Consider the following 16,348-nt stretch of genomic DNA (forward strand, 5'->3'; position numbering starts at 1 on the left):
CCCATGACTGCGATCAGACTTCTCCTCGTCGACGACGATCCGCTGGTGCGGGCCGGGCTGTCCTTCATGATGGGCGGCGCCGACGACATCGAGATCGTCGGAGAGGCCGCCGACGGCGGCGAGGTGGAGGAGCTCGTCGACCGCACCCGCCCGGACGTCGTGCTCATGGACATCCGGATGCCGACGGTGGACGGTCTCACGGCCACGGAGCGGCTGCGTGCCCGCAAGGACGCCCCGCAGGTGGTGGTGCTCACCACCTTCCACGCCGACGAACAGGTGCTGCGGGCACTGCGCGTGGGCGCCGCCGGTTTCGTCCTCAAGGACACCCCGCCCACCGAGATCCTCGCGGCGGTGCGCCGGGTCGCGGCCGGCGACCCGGTCCTGTCGCCCGGCGTCACGCGCCAGTTGATGCGGCACGCCGTCGGCACCGCCGCCGACACACGCCGTGCACGCGCACGTGCACGCATGGCGGTTCTCAACGACCGTGAGCGCGAGGTCGCCGTGGCGGTCGGCCGGGGCCTGGCCAACGCCGAGATCGCCACCGGCCTCTACATGAGCGTCGCCACCGTCAAGACACACGTCTCCCGCATCCTGGCCAAGCTCGACCTCAACAACCGGGTGCAGATCGCGCTGCTGGCGTACGACGCGGGGCTTCTGGAGGAGGAGGGGGAGGAACACGAGGGGCACTGACCCCCGGCGCCCGTTCGTCGTCGTACGGGTGCGCCGTCACGCGAACGTCTGGGCGGCCCCGCCGGGGATCTCCGCCAGGCGCACCGCCCTGCGCTCCCGGCGCGACAGCTCGCACGCCTCGGCGACGCGCAGGGCCTGCAGCGCCTCGCGCCCGTCGCAGGGGTTGGCCCGCTCGCCGCGGACGACCTCGACGAACGCGTTCAGCTCCGCCTCATAGGCCGGGCTGAAGCGCTCCAGGAAGCCCGTCCAGGGCTTGTCCGCGGCCGGCGGCCCGGTCGGTTCGGTGGACGCGATCGGCGTACGGTCGTCCAGGCCGACCACGATCTGGTCGAGCTCCCCGGCGAGCTCCATGCGGACGTCGTAGCCGGCCCCGTTCATCCGGGAGCCGGTGATCGTGGCGAGCGTGCCGTCGTCGAGGGTGAGGAGCGCGGCGGCGGTGTCGACGTCGCCGGCCTCGCGGAACATCGCGGGCCCCGCGTCGGACCCGGCCGCGTACACATCGGTCACCTCCCGGCCCGTTACCCAGCGCAGCACGTCGAAGTCGTGGATCAACGTGTCCCGGTACAGCCCGCCGGACAGCGGCAGCCAGTCGGCGCGCGGCGGCGACTGGTCACTGGTCAGCGCCCGGACGGTGTGCAGCCGCCCCAGCCTGCCGGACCGCACGGCCTCGCGGGCGCCCGCGTAGCCCGTGTCGAAGCGGCGCTGGAAGCCCATCTGGAGGACCGTTCCGACCGTCTCGACCTCGGCGATCGCGCTCAGAGTGCCCGGCAGATCCAGCGCGATGGGCTTCTCGCAGAACACCGGCAGGCCCGAGCGTGCTGCCCGACCGATCAGTTCGGCGTGGGCCGACGTGTTCGTCGTGATCACCACGGCGTCGACCCCCCAGCGGAAGATCTCCTCCACGCCCGGCGCCGCGGTCTCACCCAGCCGGTACGCCAGATCCTGGGCCCGTGCGGGGTCCGCGTCCGTGAGGATCAAGGACCCGACCTCGCGGTGCCGGCTGAGCGTGTTCGCGTGGATCGTGCCGATGCGGCCCGTCCCGATGACCCCGATGCGCATGAGAACAAAGTGCGTCCACAGCCCGCCCCTGTCAATCGGCATGTCCGGACAATCTGACTACGCAACTTCCCGTCAACAACGCACGGAGCTACGCTCGGCCCGTGCCGAAACCAGAAGTGGACCCGACCGTGCAGCTCGAGCTGAGCGTGGACCGCAGCTCTCCCGTGCCGTTGTACTTCCAGCTGTCCCAGCAGCTGGAAGCCGCGATCGAGCACGGCACGCTGACCCCCGGCAGCCTGCTGGGCAACGAGATCGAACTCGCGGCCCGGCTCGGCCTGTCCCGGCCGACCGTCCGCCAGGCCATCCAGTCCCTCGTCGACAAGGGCCTCCTCGTACGCCGCCGCGGCGTGGGCACCCAGGTCGTGCACAGCCAGGTCAAGCGCCCGCTGGAGCTCAGCAGCCTCTACGACGACCTGGAGGCGGCGGGCCAGCGACCGGCCACGAAGGTCCTGGTCAACACGGTGGAGCCCGCCTCCGCCGAGGTCGCCGCCGCACTCGGCGTCGCCGAGGGCAGCGACGTCCACCGCGTGGAACGCCTCCGCCTCGCCCACGGCGAGCCCATGGCCTACCTCTGCAACTTCCTGCCCCCCGGCCTCATCGACCTCGACACGAACCAACTGGAGACCACCGGCCTCTACCGCCTGATGCGAGCCGCCGGCATCACCCTCCACAGCGCCCGCCAGTCCATCGGCGCCCGAGCGGCGACCACGGAGGAGGCGGAACGGCTGGCGGAGGAGACGGGCGCGCCGCTGCTGACGATGCAACGCGTCACGTTCGACGACACGGGCCGCGCTGTCGAGTACGGCACCCACACGTACCGCCCGACGCGCTATTCGTTCGAGTTCCAGTTGCTGGTGCGCACTTAGGGGGCGCGGGGAACTGCGCGACAAGCCCCCATCGGCCCGCACTCGGCGATGATCCGCACCACCCCTCTGCTCCGCACCCCGCGTTCCCGTGAGGCAGAATCGGCGGCGATGAGCACCTACCGCGACTTCACCGCCCCCATCGGCTCCCGCCGTGCCACGGCCCTGCGCACCGTCGGCACCCGGGAGCGCCGCTCGCACCTGACGGCACCCCGCGTGCCGACGGTCGGCATCGACATCGGCGGTACGAAGGTGATGGCGGGCGTCGTCGACGCCGACGGCAACATCCTGGAGAAGGTCCGCACGGAGACCCCGGACAAGTCCAAGAGCCCCAAGGTCGTCGAGGACACCATCGCCGAACTGGTCCTGGACCTCTCCGACCGGCACGACGTGCACGCCGTCGGCATCGGCGCGGCAGGCTGGGTCGACGCCGACCGCAACCGCGTGCTGTTCGCCCCCCACCTGTCCTGGCGCAACGAACCGCTCCGCGACCGCCTGGCCGAGCGGCTCGCCGTGCCCGTCCTGGTCGACAACGACGCCAACAGCGCCGCCTGGGCCGAGTGGCGCTTCGGCGCCGGCCGCGGCGAGGACCACCTCGTCATGATCACGCTGGGTACCGGCATCGGCGGCGCGATCCTGGAGGACGGCCAGGTCAAGCGTGGCAAGTACGGCGTCGCCGGCGAGTTCGGCCATATGCAGGTCGTGCCCGGCGGCCACCGCTGCCCGTGCGGCAACCGCGGCTGCTGGGAGCAGTACAGCTCCGGAAACGCCCTGGTCCGCGAGGCACGCGAGCTGGCCGCCGCCGACTCGCCGGTGGCCTACGGGATCATCGAGCACGTCAAGGGCAACATCTCCGAGATCAGCGGCCCGATGATCACCGAGCTGGCCCGCGACGGCGACGCCATGTGCATCGAGCTGCTCCAGGACATCGGCCAGTGGCTCGGCGTCGGCATCGCCAACCTCGCGGCCGCCCTCGACCCCTCCTGCTTCGTGATCGGCGGCGGTGTCTCGGCCGCCGACGACCTGCTGATCGGCCCCGCGCGGGACGCCTTCCGCCGGCATCTGACGGGCCGCGGCTACCGTCCCGAGGCCCGCATCACCCGGGCCCAGCTCGGCCCCGAGGCCGGCATGGTCGGCGCCGCCGACCTGGCCCGGCTGGTCGCCCGCCGCTTCCGGCGCGCCAAGCGCCGCCGCGTGGAGCGGTACGAGCGCTACGAGCGGTACACGCAGTCGCTCCGCAGTACTCAGGAGACGCCGTGACCGCCTCCCTGCCCCACCAGGGCCCCTGGCCCGACGAGCCGGAACACCCGGTCGAGGACCGCCGCCACATGATCCGCCGCAGGGCGCTCACCCTGCTGATCATCGTGCTGCTCATCGGCATCCCGGCCGGCTACCTGGTGATCTCCGCGAACCAGAGCCGGGACAGCGGCAAGGACAAGGAGGCGAAGTACTCGGCGACCGGCCTCACCGAGGGCTGGCCCTCCAAGCTCCAGCGCCGGATCTACCAGGTGCCCGTCCCGCACCCCGCCTGGCACGTGGCGTACTACGAGACCAACAACTGGAAGACCAGCCGCCTGTACGCCCAGTTCGAGACCAATGCGGCCGGGCTGGACGCGTATCTGACGGGCCTCGGCCTGACCCGGGACGATCTGAAGAAGGGCCACGTCACCATCGGCGCCCGCGACCGGAAGGTCACCGGCTGGAAGTTCGGCGAGAACGGCACGTGGTCGGGATTCGTCCACCGGCAGAAGAACCCGGCCCCGACGCACGACGTGCTCGTCGATCTGTCCAACCCCGCGTACCCCTGGGTGTTCGTGGTCTCCCGGACGGTTCCCTGACGCCGGCCGGCCCCGGCCCGGCGGGCCGACGCGGCCGCCGGGGCCGATTGTCAGACCCCGCCCGTAGAGTCGGAGACGACTGATCCGACACGCGGGACGGGAGGTGGCAGGACGTATGGGCGACACGGCCGCGCTGGCCGAGCGGGCGGGGGAGCCGACGGTCCCGGTCCGGCTCCCGGCCGTCTTCCTGCCCGCGCCCCTCCCGCGCGACGGGCGCATCGCCTTCTGGGACCCCGAGGGGGAGCCCCTGCGCACCGGGGAGACGGAGGACTCCGAGGAGGCCCCGGCCACCGAGCTGACCGTCGTACGACGGCACGGCGCCGGTGTGCGGCGGCGGACCACCCCGGCGCTGTCCCTCCCGCTGGACGCGGCCCTGCCGCTCCTGGTGCGCGCCCGGCACGACCCCGCCGCGCACCCCGCCACCGCATGCTGGGGCGCGGCCGCCCTGCACGCCCTGCGGCTCACCGCGCGCGGCCGGCTGCTGCCCGGCCTGACCGCCACGGGGCACGACGCATGGCGCGCCGGCCCCCTCGACCCGGACGACATCGCGCACCTGCGCGCCGTGGCCGCCGCCCTGCCGTACGAGGGGCACGCCGTCCCGCTGCCCGGCCCGGGCCCGATCCGCCTCCCGGAACCGGAAGCGCTGGTGCGTGCCTTCCTGGACGCGGTCGCCGACACCCTGCCCCGCACCCCGGCCGCGCCCCACACCTCCGGCAGGCCCTTCGCGGCCCGGGAGGCCCAGCGCCTGCCCGACGCCCACGACTGGGCCGCCGAGGTCGCCGCCGGCATGGACGCCGGCGTGCGGATCTCGCTCCGCTTGGACCTGTCGGCGTACGACCTGTTCGACGACGACTCCGCCGGCGGCGTCCGCAGCGCCGGCGCCGCGATCGTCCAGGTGCACAGCCTCGCCGACCCGACCCTGGTGGCCGACGCGGCTGCCCTCTGGGCGGGCGGGGCCACCGACGCCTTCGGTCCACGCGCGCGCGTGGACGCGGCCCTCGCGGTCCGCCGGGCGGCCCGGGTCTGGCCCCCGCTCGACCGGCTCTCCGACCAGGACGTGCCCGATGTGCTGGCGCTGACGGAGGAGGAGCTGAACGACCTGCTCGGCATCGCGGCCACCCGGCTCGCCGCGGCCGGGGTCGCCGTGCACTGGCCGAGGGACCTCGCCCAGGACCTGTCCGCCACGGCGGTGGTCCACGCGGCCCCCGGCTCGGCGAAGGACGGCACCGGCTTCTTCGAGAGCGAGGACCTGCTCCGTTTCAGCTGGCAGCTGGCGATCGGCGGCGACCCGCTCACCGACACCGAGATGGACGCCCTCGCCGAGGCCCACCGCCCGGTCGTCCGGCTGCGCGACCAGTGGGTGCTGGTCGACCCGGCCCTGGTCCGCAAGGCCCGCAAACGGGACCTGGGCCTGCTCGACCCGGTCGACGCCCTGTCCGTCGCCCTCACCGGCACGGCCGACGTGGACGGCGAGACGGTCGAGGCCGTCCCGGTCGGCGCGCTGGCCGGCCTGCGCGACCGCCTGACCGCGGGCATCCGCCCGGCCGAGCCGCCCCCGGGCCTGCACGCCACCCTCCGCGACTACCAGCTCCGGGGTCTGGCCTGGCTCGACCTGATGACCTCCCTGGGCCTCGGCGGCTGCCTCGCCGACGACATGGGCCTCGGCAAGACCGTCACCCTCATCGCCCTGCACCTGAAGCGGGCCCGCTCCGAGCCGACCTTGGTGGTCTGCCCGGCCTCACTGCTGGGCAACTGGCAGCGGGAGATCACCCGCTTCGCGCCCGGGGTCCCCGTCCGCCGCTTCCACGGCCCGGACCGCAGCCTGACCGGCCTGGACGGCGGTTTCGTGCTCACCACCTACGGCACGATGCGCTCGGCGGCCCCCACCCTGGCCGAGCGGGCCTGGGGCATGGTCGTCGCCGACGAGGCGCAGCACGTCAAGAACCCGTATTCGGCCACGGCCAAGGCGCTGCGCACGATCCAGTCCCCCGCGCGGGTCGCCCTGACCGGCACGCCCGTCGAGAACAACCTGTCGGAGCTGTGGGCGCTGCTCGACTGGACGACACCGGGTCTCCTCGGCCCCCTGAAGTCCTTCCGCGCCCGGCACGCCCGGGCCGTCGAGACCGGCGAGGACCAGCAGGCGGTGGAGCGCCTGTCCCGCCTGGTCCGCCCGTTCCTCCTGCGCCGCAGGAAGTCCGACCCGGGCATCGTCCCGAGCTGCCGCCCAAGACGGAGACCGACCACCCGGTCCCGCTCACCCGCGAACAGGCCGCGCTGTACGAGGCGGTGGTCCGCGAGTCGATGCTCGCCATCGAGACCTCCGAGGGCATGGCCCGCCGGGGCCTGGTGCTGAAGCTCCTGACCTCCCTGAAGCAGATCTGCAACCACCCCGCGCTGTATCTGAAGGAGGACCACACGCCGGAGCACGCCCGCCCAGGCGGCGACCGGTTCGCCATCCGCTCCGGCAAACTCGCCCTGCTGGACGAGCTGTTGGACACGCTCCTCGCCGAGGACGGCTCGGCCCTCGTCTTCACCCAGTACGTGGGGATGGCCCGCCTGATCACCTCCCACCTGGCCACCCGGGCGGTCCCGGTCGACCTCCTCCACGGCGGCACACCGGTCCCGGAGCGGGAGCGCATGGTGGACCGCTTCCAGGAGGGCTCGACCCCGGTCCTGGTCCTGTCCCTGAAGGCCGCGGGCACCGGCCTCAACCTCACCCGCGCCGGCCATGTCGTCCACTTCGACCGCTGGTGGAACCCGGCCGTCGAGGAACAGGCCACCGACCGCGCCTACCGCATCGGCCAGACCCAGCCCGTCCAGGTCCACCGCCTCATCACCGAGGGCACGGTCGAGGACCGTATCGCCGAGATGCTCCAGGCCAAGCGCGCCCTGGCCGACGCCATCCTCGGCTCCGGCGAGTCGGCCCTCACCGAACTGACGGACCGTGAGCTGTCCGACCTGGTCTCCCTGCGGAGGACGCCATGACCCACAGCGGGGCCGACGAGGCCCGCCGGGCGTTGCGCGCCGCCCGGGAGCAGGCGCCCCGGGACCCGGAGCAGGCATCATCCGCTCCCCGTCCGGCACCGGCACCGGCACCGTCCCCGCCCCCCGCCGAACAGGAGACCGCCCGACCGGGAGACGCGGCCCGAGAGGCCCTGCGCAGGGCGGTGTCCGAGCGTCGCCGGGCCGACGCGGGCGATTCGGTCTTCCCGGGTGCCGTGCCCGCGCCCGAGGACGCCGATGACGCGGTGGCCGGGGTGCCGTCGAGCCACGCCGGCGGCAGCGGGGACCTCCGGGGAAGCACCGAAGGCGATGCGGACGGCGGCAGCAGCGGTGGTCCGGCGGCGGCTCCGTCCGGCGGGCCGTCCGAGGACGAGGACAGGGTCCCGCCCGCCGGCGTGCCGGGCGGAACCCCTGACGACGCACCGGGCGGCACCCCCGAGCAGCCGGGTCCGCGCGCGGGGGACGTGGCGCGTGAGGCACTGCGCGCGGCTCGGGACGACGCGCGGCGGGCACGGGAAGAGACAGAGCGCGAAGGGGCCGGCCGCAGACGCCGGGCCGCCCGGCAGAGCGCCGCGCACCGGAGCCCGGCGCCTGAGCGGCGAGCGGGGGAGCACCCCGTCGGCGGGGGAGCGCGTGACGTACGGCAGATGCTGGGCGACCTGTTCCGAATGCCTCCGGCGGCGGACGAGCCGGACGCGGAGCCCGAGAGCGCCGGCGGAACGGGCCAGGGGCACACGCCTCGCTTCGGGGCCGATGCCGCGCACAGCCCGGCGGCCCCCGACACACCGACTCCCGCTCCCACGGCCTCCAACCCCTGGCCCACCCCGCCCACAACCCCCCGAACAGCGGTCCCCCCTCATGCCGCTTCCCCAAAACCCCGCTCCATGGCCGCCCCCGGCCGCGACAGCGAACTCCGCCGTACCTTCCCGGCCTTCCCGCCCCGGGAGCCCGACGGCAAGGGATTCGCCGGGAGCTGGTGGGGCAACGCCTGGGTCGCGGCGCTGGAGCAGGGCGCGCTGGACGTCAAGCGGCTGGAGCGCGGGCGCGGTTACGCGGGGCAGGGGCATGTCGACGCCATCACCGTGACGCCCGGACAGGTGCTGGCGTACGTCCAGGGCAGCCGCCCGCGCCCGTACCGCGTGCAGGTGCGGCTGCGCACGCTCGACGACGCCGACTGGGAGCGGTTCCTGGACGCCGCCGTCGACCGGCCCGGTCATATCGCGGCCCTCCTCGACAAGGAGATGCCCCGGTCCCTCGCGGACTGCGGCGTGCCCCTGCTGCCGGGGCCCGGCGACCTGGAACCGCAGTGCAGCTGCCCCGACCGGGGCCACCCCTGCAAGCACGCCGCCGCCCTCTGCTACCAGACCGCCCGGCTGCTCGACGCCGACCCCTTCGTCCTGCTCCTGCTGCGCGGCCGGGGCGAACGGGACCTGCTCGACGCGCTGTCCCGGTTGAGTGCCACCCGCGCGGCGCGTGCCGCCCAGGGCAAGGAACCGGAGCCGCTCCCCGGCGTACGGGCCGGTGACGCCCTCGCTCCGCGCGCCCTCCCGCCCCTGCCGACGCCGCTGCCCATGCCCGCGCACCCCGAGCAGCCCCCGGCCTACCCGGCGTCCCCCGGCGGTCCCGACCCCTTCGCGCTGGACCAACTGGCCACGGACGCCGCCGCCCGGGCACACGCCCTGCTCGCCACCGGCCGTGACCCGGTCGGACAACTGACCCTCTGGCAGGACGCGGTCCGCCTGGCCGCGGCGCGCCCCGGCTCGGGACTCACGGCGGGCACCCGGGCGCTCTACTCCTCCCTCGCCTCCGCTGCGGGCCGCACGCCGTCCGAGCTGGCCCGCGCGGTCGCCGCCTGGCGTCAGGGCGGACTGGAGGGCCTGGCCGTACTGGAGGAGCCGTGGGACCCGCCGGCAGGCCGGTTCGACCGGGCCCGCCCGCTCCTCCTCGCTGCCGACCTGCCCGCCTTCCGCCCTCGGCGCAACCACCTCACCCACCCCCATGGCCACGTCCAGCTCCGTCTGGGCCGCGACGGCCTGTGGTACGCCTACGAGTCCGAGCCGGGCCACGACGACTGGTGGCCGAGAGGCACCCCCGACCTGGACCCGGTGGGCGCGCTGACGGGCCTCGGCATTCCCGGCGATCTCTGAAGGGACGTGGAAGCGGAGCCATCCACTGGTCAACTTCCCCGCCGTTTCGGCAGGATGGAAAATGCTCTCTGCGCTAGGGTGACCGCGAAGTCCCCTGAAATGAGGAGAGCGCATGACCATCAAATTATTCAATCCTGATGGCCTGCCGAAACCGGATGTCTATCGGCAGCTTTCGATCGCGGAGGGCTCCAGAATCGTGTTCCTGGCCGGTCAGGTGGCCCGCGATGCCGATGGCAATGCGGTGGGCACCGGTGACTTCGCCGCACAGGTGGAGCAGGCCTACCTGAACGTCGGCCGGGCACTGCAGGAGGTCGGCGGTTCCTTCGACGACGTGGCCAAGCTGACGATCTACGTCGTCGACTGGCACCCGGACAAGTACCCGCTGCTGGGGGAGGGTGTCTCCCGTGCCGCAGCCAAGATGGGCGTCGACCCGTTGAAGCCGATCACGCTGCTCGGCGTGTCCGCTCTGGGTGAGCCGGACATCATGGTCGAGGTCGAGGCGACAGCGGTGCTGGACTGAACAGCAACCACGGACTGCCGCTCTCCCTCGCCGACCGCAAGGCCGCGGCCCTCCGCATGCTCACGGACTTCCCGGAGTGGTCCAACCGCCGGCTGGCCGAGATCGCCGGCCTGTCGGACAAGACCATCGCCGCGCTCAGGCGGCGGTCGGGGGCGGAAAATCCGCACCCGACCGCCGTGCGGCTGGGGCGGGACGGTGTGGCCTACCCGGCCGCTGCGGCCGAAGGCCGCACCCCGTGCGCTGGCGTTCCTCGCGGTGAAGCCCGAGGCGTCCGCCCAGGAAGTGGCGCTCGCCGCGGGTATCTCGCTCACCACGGCGAAGGATGTGCGAAGGCGGGTAACGTGCCGGCGCGGGAGCAGCGAGGACCACGGCGCGGCCGGACGAAGTGTCGCCGGTCGGCCGGGGGACCGGAGGGCGCGGCATCGTGAAGCCCCCCCGGGTACGCCCGGGCGCCGTGGAACTGTCGCTGTCGGTCCGGCGGTTGTCCGCCGACCCCTCACTCCGGTTCACCGAGGCGGGCCGGAGACTGCTGCGGATCCTGGACGTCTCCGCCGTCCAGCCGCACGACTGGACGACGATGGCGAGCAGCCTTCCGATCCACTGCGCGCCGGTGATCGCCGAACTGGCGCGGCACCACGCGGAGAGTTGGCAGCTCCTCGCGGAAGAATTGACGGAACGAATCAATTCCCAGGACACTGAGGCATAGCCGTTCGATCGATACGGCAGAAAGCGTTGCCGACACCCCTGGTGCGTTCTGTGCATCCGGTTGATTTCGTCGGCAACGCTCGAGTCCACTTCTTCCGGACTCTGCCGCGAATCGCGGCCACAGCAGATTCTGCGTCGCCCGTGGGATCTTCGCCCACGGGTAATTTAGAGGTGCGCCCCGAGCCTCTTCGGAGGCATTCGCGGAATTACTGTTCGAATCGCAGTCGCTGCCGGTCACCCGCTTCAGTCAGCAGCGGCGGGCTCTCGAGCATGGGCATGGGCACGGCGGCAGGGACGTCGCGGACCCCAAGCGCGCCAACGTCATCGTCGTCCACCCCTCCGCTGAGTGCCGCCCGCCGACGCCTGACAGATCCTCAATTTCCGCGCGACCGATGGGCTACCAGGGCGGGCAGACCTTGTTGTACCGCTATCTGAGCTCGGCCGCACCGACGCGCCTGCCCACCGCCCTTGCCACGCCGCCTCACCGGCTGAGGTTCGGGTGAGATGTGTGCGTGAACCGAACGGTGATGGACAGGCCGCCTTCGGGGGTGCAGTGGTGGTGAGGGTGGCGTGGTGGGCTTGGGTGACGGCGTTGACGATGGCGAGGCCGAGACCGTAGCCCTCGCGGTGGCCGTGACGATCGGGCGCCAGTTTCTGGAAGGGCTGAAGCAGTCGCTGGATCTGGTTGTCGGGGATGACCGGCCCGCTGTTGGTGACCGTGAGGGTCACTTCCAGGAGCTGTTCAGCAGCCTGGACTTCACGAGGATGTTCGCCAACTCCGTGCTCGTGGCCCTCGCCGTCACCGCCGGAAACCTGCTCTTCTGCTCGATGCTCGGCTACGCGCTGGCCAAGCTCGAATTCCGGGGACAGCGCGCCGTGTTCACCGTGGTCATCGCGACCCTCATGGTCCCGGGGCTGGTCACCTTCGTACCGCTGTACGTCCTGGTGGCCAACATGCAGCTGACCGGCTCCCTGCTCGGGCTGATCCTGCCGTTCCTCGCCACCCCGTTCGGGGTGTTCCTGATGAGGCAGTTCATCTCCACCCTGCCCGACGAACTCATCGACGCCGCCCGCGTCGACGGCTGCCGCGAGCTGGCCACCTTCTGGAAGATCATCCTGCCGCTGACCAAACCGGCCCTCGCCACGCTGGGCATCATCACCTTCCTCGGCTCCTGGAACAACTTCCTGTGGCCGCTGGTCGTGGCCCAGAACGAGAGCCAGTACACCCTCCCGGTCGGCCTCGCCCTGGCCAGCAGCGGACAGGACTTCACCCGCTTCGGCATCCTGCTCGCCGGCGCTGTCGTCGTCCTGCTCCCGGTGACCATCGTCTTCCTCCTCTTCCAGCGCCACTTCGTCGCCGGCATTGCTACCACCGGCCTGAAGTGACCACAGCCCCGGCGCCCTTACCCGGCCCCCACGCACCGGTCCGCACGCACCGGTCCGCACCACCCACGTCCTGCACGCGCGCCGCCGTGCCAGGCCGTCATGCCCGCAAGGAGCCGCACCATGAACCACACCACCCGGCAATGGCGCCGGACCGCTCTGGCAGCCACCGCGACCCTGATCGCCGCACTCCCCGTCCTCCCGTCGGCCGCCCCGGCCTCCGCCGACACCGCCTCCGGCAGCGAGGCGTCGGTCTGGCTCACCAACCCGTCCACGAAGACCTACCTGTCCGAGCAGTCACCGGTGACCTGGAAGACCGGCCCTGCAACCTCCGGCTCGACCATCACCGTCGACACGACCCGCAAGTACCAGCCGATGACCGGCTTCGGAGCCTCCTTCACCGACTCCTCCGCCTGGCTGGTCGGCACCAAGCTCGACGCCGAGCAGCGCGCCGCCCTGATGCGCGACCTGTTCAGCCGCCGCGACGGCATCGGCCTGAACGTCCTGCGCCAGCCCATGGCCGCCACCGACTTCACCGTGAACGGCAGCTACTCCTACGACGACATGCCGGCCGGACAGAGTGACCCGACGCTGGCGAACTTCACGATCGACCACGATCGCGCGTACACCATCCCCCTGCTGAAGCAGGCCCGAAAGATCAACTCAGGGCTGACCCTCATGGCCACCCCATGGAGCCCGCCGGGCTGGATGAAGACCGGCGACTCGATGAACGGCGGTCGGCTCAAGGCGGACGCCTACCAGCCGCTCGCCGACTACTTCGCCAAGTTCCTCGAGGCGTACGCGGCGGCCGGCGTCCCGGTCCGCTACATCACCCCGCAGAACGAGCCGCTGCACGAACCGTCCACCTACCCCGGCACCTACCTGCCCGCGGACCAGGCCAAGACCTTCATCAAGGACTACCTCGCCCCGACCCTGCGCAAGCAGCACCTGTCCACCGGCATCCTCGGCTACGACCACAACTGGGACGTCCCCGGCTACCCCGAGTCCTTCTACGCCGACCCGGCGACCGCCCGGCAGATCACCGGCACGGCATGGCACTGCTACGCCGGCGACGTCTCGGCACAGACCGTCGTCCACAACGACTACCCGAACAAGCCCGCATTCCAGAGCGAGTGCTCCGGCGGCAACTGGGAGGGCGAGGAGCAGAGCTCCTTCGCAGGCGTCATGGATAACCTGATCAACGGCCCGCGCAACTGGGCCCAGAGCGTCGTCCGCTGGAACCTCGCCCTGGACGCCGACGCCGGGCCCACCAACAACGGCTGCCAAGGCTGCCGGCCGGTCGTGACCGTCTCCCAGAACGCGGACGGCGCGTGGTCGTACAAGCCGACGGTCGACTACTGGGGACTGGCCCAGGCCAGCAAGTTCGTCCAGCCCGGCGCCCGACGGGTCGCCTCCAACACCCTGGGCAAGGGCAACATCGAGGACGTCGCGTTCACCAACCCCGACGGTTCCACTGCGCTGATCACCTACAACTCCGGCACCACCGACCGCACCTTCACGGCCCGCTGGGGCGACCGCCACTTCACCTACACCCTCGCCGCCGGAGCAGCCGCCACCTTCACCTGGAACGGCACCCAGCACGGCAGCACCACCCCGTCCGCCATCGGCTCGGTCGACATCCCCTTCCGCAATCCCGACGGCAGCCGGGCCCTGATCACCTACGACAGCAGCCTGCTCGCCCGGCAGCCCCAGGTACGCGTCGGTGACCAGTGGCTCGGCTACACCCTGCCCACCGGCGCCTCCCTCACCGCTCCCACCGGCGAAACGGCCCTGTCTCGCGATGGCTGGCAGGCCACAGCCTCCGCGAGCAGCCCGGACGACTTGCCCGCGAAGGCCATCGACGGCGATACGTCCACTCGCTGGAGCCTGCGCCACGGCATGCAGCGCGGCGACTGGTTCCAGCTCGACCTCGGCTCCACCCAGACCTTCGACCAGCTCGTCCTGGACAGCACCGCCTCCTCCGGCGACTTCGTCCGCCAGTACGAGGTATATACCTCCGACGACGGCACCACCTGGGGCGAGCCCATCGCCGCCGGCCCCGGCAGCACGATGACCCGTATCCAGCTGCCCACGACCACTGCCCGCTACATCCGCGTGGTCAACAAGGCAAGCTCCGGTAGCTGGTGGTCCATCCACGACGTCTCCGTCTTCGCTCCCGACGGCAAGACCACACAGGCCAAGGGCACGAGCACCGGCCTCCAGCGCAAGGGCGCGACCCTGCCCGACGGCACGCGGCTGCAGGTGGCGTACAACTCCGGTACCGGCACTGCGGTGTTCGATGTTCCGTGGGGCAGCACGACCTACAGCTACCGCCTGCCCGCCGGCGCAGCCGCCATCTTCACTGCACGGTCCGCCTGACCCCAGGCGAGGGCCGCCCGTCTGAAGGGGCCGCCTGTCTGAAGGACCGCCCGCTATGGGCCTCGCGCTAACAAACAGCGCGGGGCCCATGCTCGTCCATGGCCGCCGTTGTGCGCCCGGAAGCAAGGAGATCCACGGTGGTCCCTGCGGCCGACCGGTGTATTGCAGGATCTCGGGTGCCAGGCTGCCGGCGACTGCCGGTGAAGCGGGCCACGACGCTGTCCGCCATGCCGGTCACGCGTGGGCGAGAAGTCGACTCACTGTCAGCCGTCCAGGCCAGGTTGAGCACCGGTTCGGACGAAGCCATCCTGCCATGATCGGATCACGCCGCTGTGCCGGGAACAGTGGGACGGTTGCGCAGTGCCGTCCCGAAGGGGGGCTGACTCATGAGATCTATGACCGAAGTGTCCAGTCACGGGCTTGTCGACTTCCGCTGCGGGGTGGTGCCTGCTGGTACCGAGCCACAGGGCGTGTCCCCATAGGGGCCTTGCCGAGTTTCAGGCGCCACCACGGTTCAGACCGCCCGAGCAGGCCGGTGCCAGCCACCCAGCACGTCCCCACGCGGGAGGCGAACCACCATGACGACCAGACATGCCAGCACCTCCTCCAGCACGGATCCTCCCACTCGGGCCGAGGTCGTCCTGGGTGTGGACACGCACGGCGAGGTTCATGTCGCCGCCGTGGTCTCCCCGCTGGGGAAGGTCCTGGGCACCGAGTCCTTCCCGGCCACGGCGGCCGGCTACCGGCGGCTGCTCGTGTGGGCCCGCAAACTGGGGACGGTGCGGCGGGCCGGTGTGGAGGGCACCGGCACCTTCGGCGCGGGCCTGTCCCGCTACCTGCTCGCCCATCAGATTCAGGTCTTCGAAGTGAACCGGCCCGACCGCTCGGCCCGCCGGCTGCTGGGGAAGTCGGACCCGCTCGACGCTCAGGCCGCCGCGCGGGCCGTGCTCAGTGGCCGCGCCCGGGCCCGGGCCAAGTCCGGCGACGGTCCGGTGCACAGCGCCCGGATCTTCAAGCTGGCCAAGGACTCCGCGGTCAAGGCCCGTACCCAGGCGATCAACCAGCTCAAAGCCGTCCTGGTCATCGCCGATCCCGCACTTCGGGAACGACTGTCGAGCCTGGGCAACCGCGAGCTGTTCCGCACCTGCGCACGCCTCGGGCCAGGCGACGGCGAGGGCGGCGAGAACGCGGTGGCCCAGGCCACCCACATGACCCTGAGAATGCTCGCCGAGCGTATCGAACAGCTCACCGCTCAGATCAACGAGCTGAACCAGCGCCTGACCCGGCTCGTCGAACTCCACGCCCCGCAGCTGCTCGAACCGGTGGGCATCGGCCCGGACAGCGCCGTCACTCTCCTGATCACCATGGGAGACAACCCCGAGCGGCTGAACACCGAGGCGTCCTTTGCTGCCTTGCGGAGTCAGCCCCCATTGAGTACTCCTCTGGCCGGTGGCGCACACGTCGGCTCAACTACGGCGGCGACCGCCAGGCGAACGCCGCCCTGCACCGCATCGTCTTCACCCGGCTACGTCACGATCCCCGTACCCAGGCGTACTACGAACGCCGCACCCAGGAGGGCAAGACTCGCCGTGAGATCATCCGATGCCTCAAGCGATACGCAGCCCGCGAGGTCTTCAACCTGGTCAGACGGGAGCCCCGTACCCCCGCGTTATAGGGGCGTCTGTGATAGCGGGTGATGCGGCGAAGCCCTGCCGGGAACCATCCTGACCGGGGCATCTGGGCGGAGCCGTGGGACGACGA

The 16,348-nt window shown here is 71.9% G+C and carries 11 protein-coding genes and 2 pseudogenes; 11 read left to right on the top strand and 2 right to left on the bottom strand.

All coding sequences use genetic code 11. The features are described 5' to 3' along the window. Positions 1-3: 3 nt before the first annotated feature. Positions 4-690, top strand: coding sequence for a response regulator transcription factor (locus tag ACQEV8_RS35565; protein ID WP_432968806.1), 687 nt, complete (start codon positions 4-6; stop codon positions 688-690). Between the two features lie 36 nt (positions 691-726). Here the strand turns inward: ACQEV8_RS35565 and ACQEV8_RS35570 are convergent, their stop codons facing one another. Next, entirely contained in the window at positions 727-1,749 is a 1,023-nt protein-coding gene (locus tag ACQEV8_RS35570; RefSeq protein ID WP_432973223.1) for a Gfo/Idh/MocA family protein, read from the bottom strand. A 128-nt stretch (positions 1,750-1,877) separates the two neighbouring features. Between ACQEV8_RS35570 and ACQEV8_RS35575 the strand changes: the two genes are divergently transcribed. The 7 genes and pseudogenes from ACQEV8_RS35575 to ACQEV8_RS35605 all read left to right on the top strand — a co-directional run bounded on the left by ACQEV8_RS35575 (position 1,878) and on the right by ACQEV8_RS35605 (position 10,826). Next, positions 1,878-2,615, top strand: a complete 738-nt coding sequence (locus tag ACQEV8_RS35575; protein ID WP_432973226.1) for a GntR family transcriptional regulator — start codon at positions 1,878-1,880, stop codon at positions 2,613-2,615. 108 nt (positions 2,616-2,723) lie between these two features. After that, positions 2,724-3,872, top strand: coding sequence for an ROK family glucokinase (locus tag ACQEV8_RS35580; RefSeq protein WP_432968810.1), 1,149 nt, complete (start codon positions 2,724-2,726; stop codon positions 3,870-3,872). Continuing rightward, entirely contained in the window at positions 3,869-4,450 is a 582-nt protein-coding gene (locus ACQEV8_RS35585; protein WP_432968813.1) for a sugar kinase, read from the top strand. The genes ACQEV8_RS35580 and ACQEV8_RS35585 overlap by 4 nt, the downstream gene beginning before the upstream one ends. 115 nt (positions 4,451-4,565) lie before the next feature. Beyond that, positions 4,566-7,435 (top strand): annotated as a pseudogene (locus ACQEV8_RS35590) (DEAD/DEAH box helicase). Then, a complete protein-coding gene (locus tag ACQEV8_RS35595; protein ID WP_432968816.1) occupies positions 7,432-9,600 on the top strand; it encodes an SWIM zinc finger family protein in 2,169 nt (722 codons plus the stop codon). Before ACQEV8_RS35590 ends, ACQEV8_RS35595 begins: the two are co-directional and overlap by 4 nt. A gap of 112 nt (positions 9,601-9,712) precedes the next feature. Then, positions 9,713-10,120 carry a RidA family protein gene (locus tag ACQEV8_RS35600; RefSeq protein WP_382581384.1) on the top strand — a complete coding sequence of 136 codons (408 nt, stop codon included), beginning with the start codon at positions 9,713-9,715 and terminating at the stop codon, positions 10,118-10,120. A gap of 424 nt (positions 10,121-10,544) precedes the next feature. Further along, on the top strand, positions 10,545-10,826 hold the full coding sequence (locus ACQEV8_RS35605; RefSeq protein WP_432968819.1) for a hypothetical protein: 282 nt from the start codon (positions 10,545-10,547) through the stop codon (positions 10,824-10,826). Positions 10,827-11,146: 320 nt separating this feature from the next. Here the strand turns inward: ACQEV8_RS35605 and ACQEV8_RS35610 are convergent, their stop codons facing one another. Continuing rightward, positions 11,147-11,521, bottom strand: a complete 375-nt coding sequence (locus ACQEV8_RS35610; RefSeq protein WP_432973229.1) for a hypothetical protein — start codon at positions 11,519-11,521, stop codon at positions 11,147-11,149. Between ACQEV8_RS35610 and ACQEV8_RS35615 the strand changes: the two genes are divergently transcribed. From ACQEV8_RS35615 to ACQEV8_RS35625, 3 genes and pseudogenes are all read left to right on the top strand, one after another. Continuing rightward, the gene (locus ACQEV8_RS35615; protein WP_432968822.1) at positions 11,405-12,211 is read left to right on the top strand and encodes a carbohydrate ABC transporter permease; all 807 of its coding nucleotides are present in this window, start codon (positions 11,405-11,407) and stop codon (positions 12,209-12,211) included. The genes ACQEV8_RS35610 and ACQEV8_RS35615 overlap by 117 nt on opposite strands. 120 nt (positions 12,212-12,331) lie before the next feature. Then, the gene (locus ACQEV8_RS35620) at positions 12,332-14,587 is read left to right on the top strand and encodes a discoidin domain-containing protein (protein WP_432968825.1); all 2,256 of its coding nucleotides are present in this window, start codon (positions 12,332-12,334) and stop codon (positions 14,585-14,587) included. A gap of 578 nt (positions 14,588-15,165) precedes the next feature. Further along, positions 15,166-16,262 (top strand): annotated as a pseudogene (locus tag ACQEV8_RS35625) (IS110 family transposase). The last annotated feature ends 86 nt before the right edge of the window (positions 16,263-16,348 follow it).

Source organism: Streptomyces sp. CA-179760, from assembly GCF_050937045.1.
In the GTDB taxonomy this organism is placed as follows: Bacteria; Actinomycetota; Actinomycetes; order Streptomycetales; family Streptomycetaceae; genus Streptomyces.

What these genes read in the sequence shown, in the direction of transcription:
- ACQEV8_RS35565 (WP_432968806.1), top strand. Translation starts at nt 4, where the DNA reads ATGACTGCGATCAGACTTCTCCTCGTCGACGACGATCCGCTGGTGCGG.
- ACQEV8_RS35570 (WP_432973223.1), bottom strand. Translation starts at nt 1,749, where the DNA reads ATGCGCATCGGGGTCATCGGGACGGGCCGCATCGGCACGATCCACGCG.
- ACQEV8_RS35580 (WP_432968810.1), top strand. Translation starts at nt 2,724, where the DNA reads ATGAGCACCTACCGCGACTTCACCGCCCCCATCGGCTCCCGCCGTGCC.
- ACQEV8_RS35595 (WP_432968816.1), top strand. Translation starts at nt 7,432, where the DNA reads ATGACCCACAGCGGGGCCGACGAGGCCCGCCGGGCGTTGCGCGCCGCC.
- ACQEV8_RS35600 (WP_382581384.1), top strand. Translation starts at nt 9,713, where the DNA reads ATGACCATCAAATTATTCAATCCTGATGGCCTGCCGAAACCGGATGTC.
- ACQEV8_RS35620 (WP_432968825.1), top strand. Translation starts at nt 12,332, where the DNA reads ATGAACCACACCACCCGGCAATGGCGCCGGACCGCTCTGGCAGCCACC.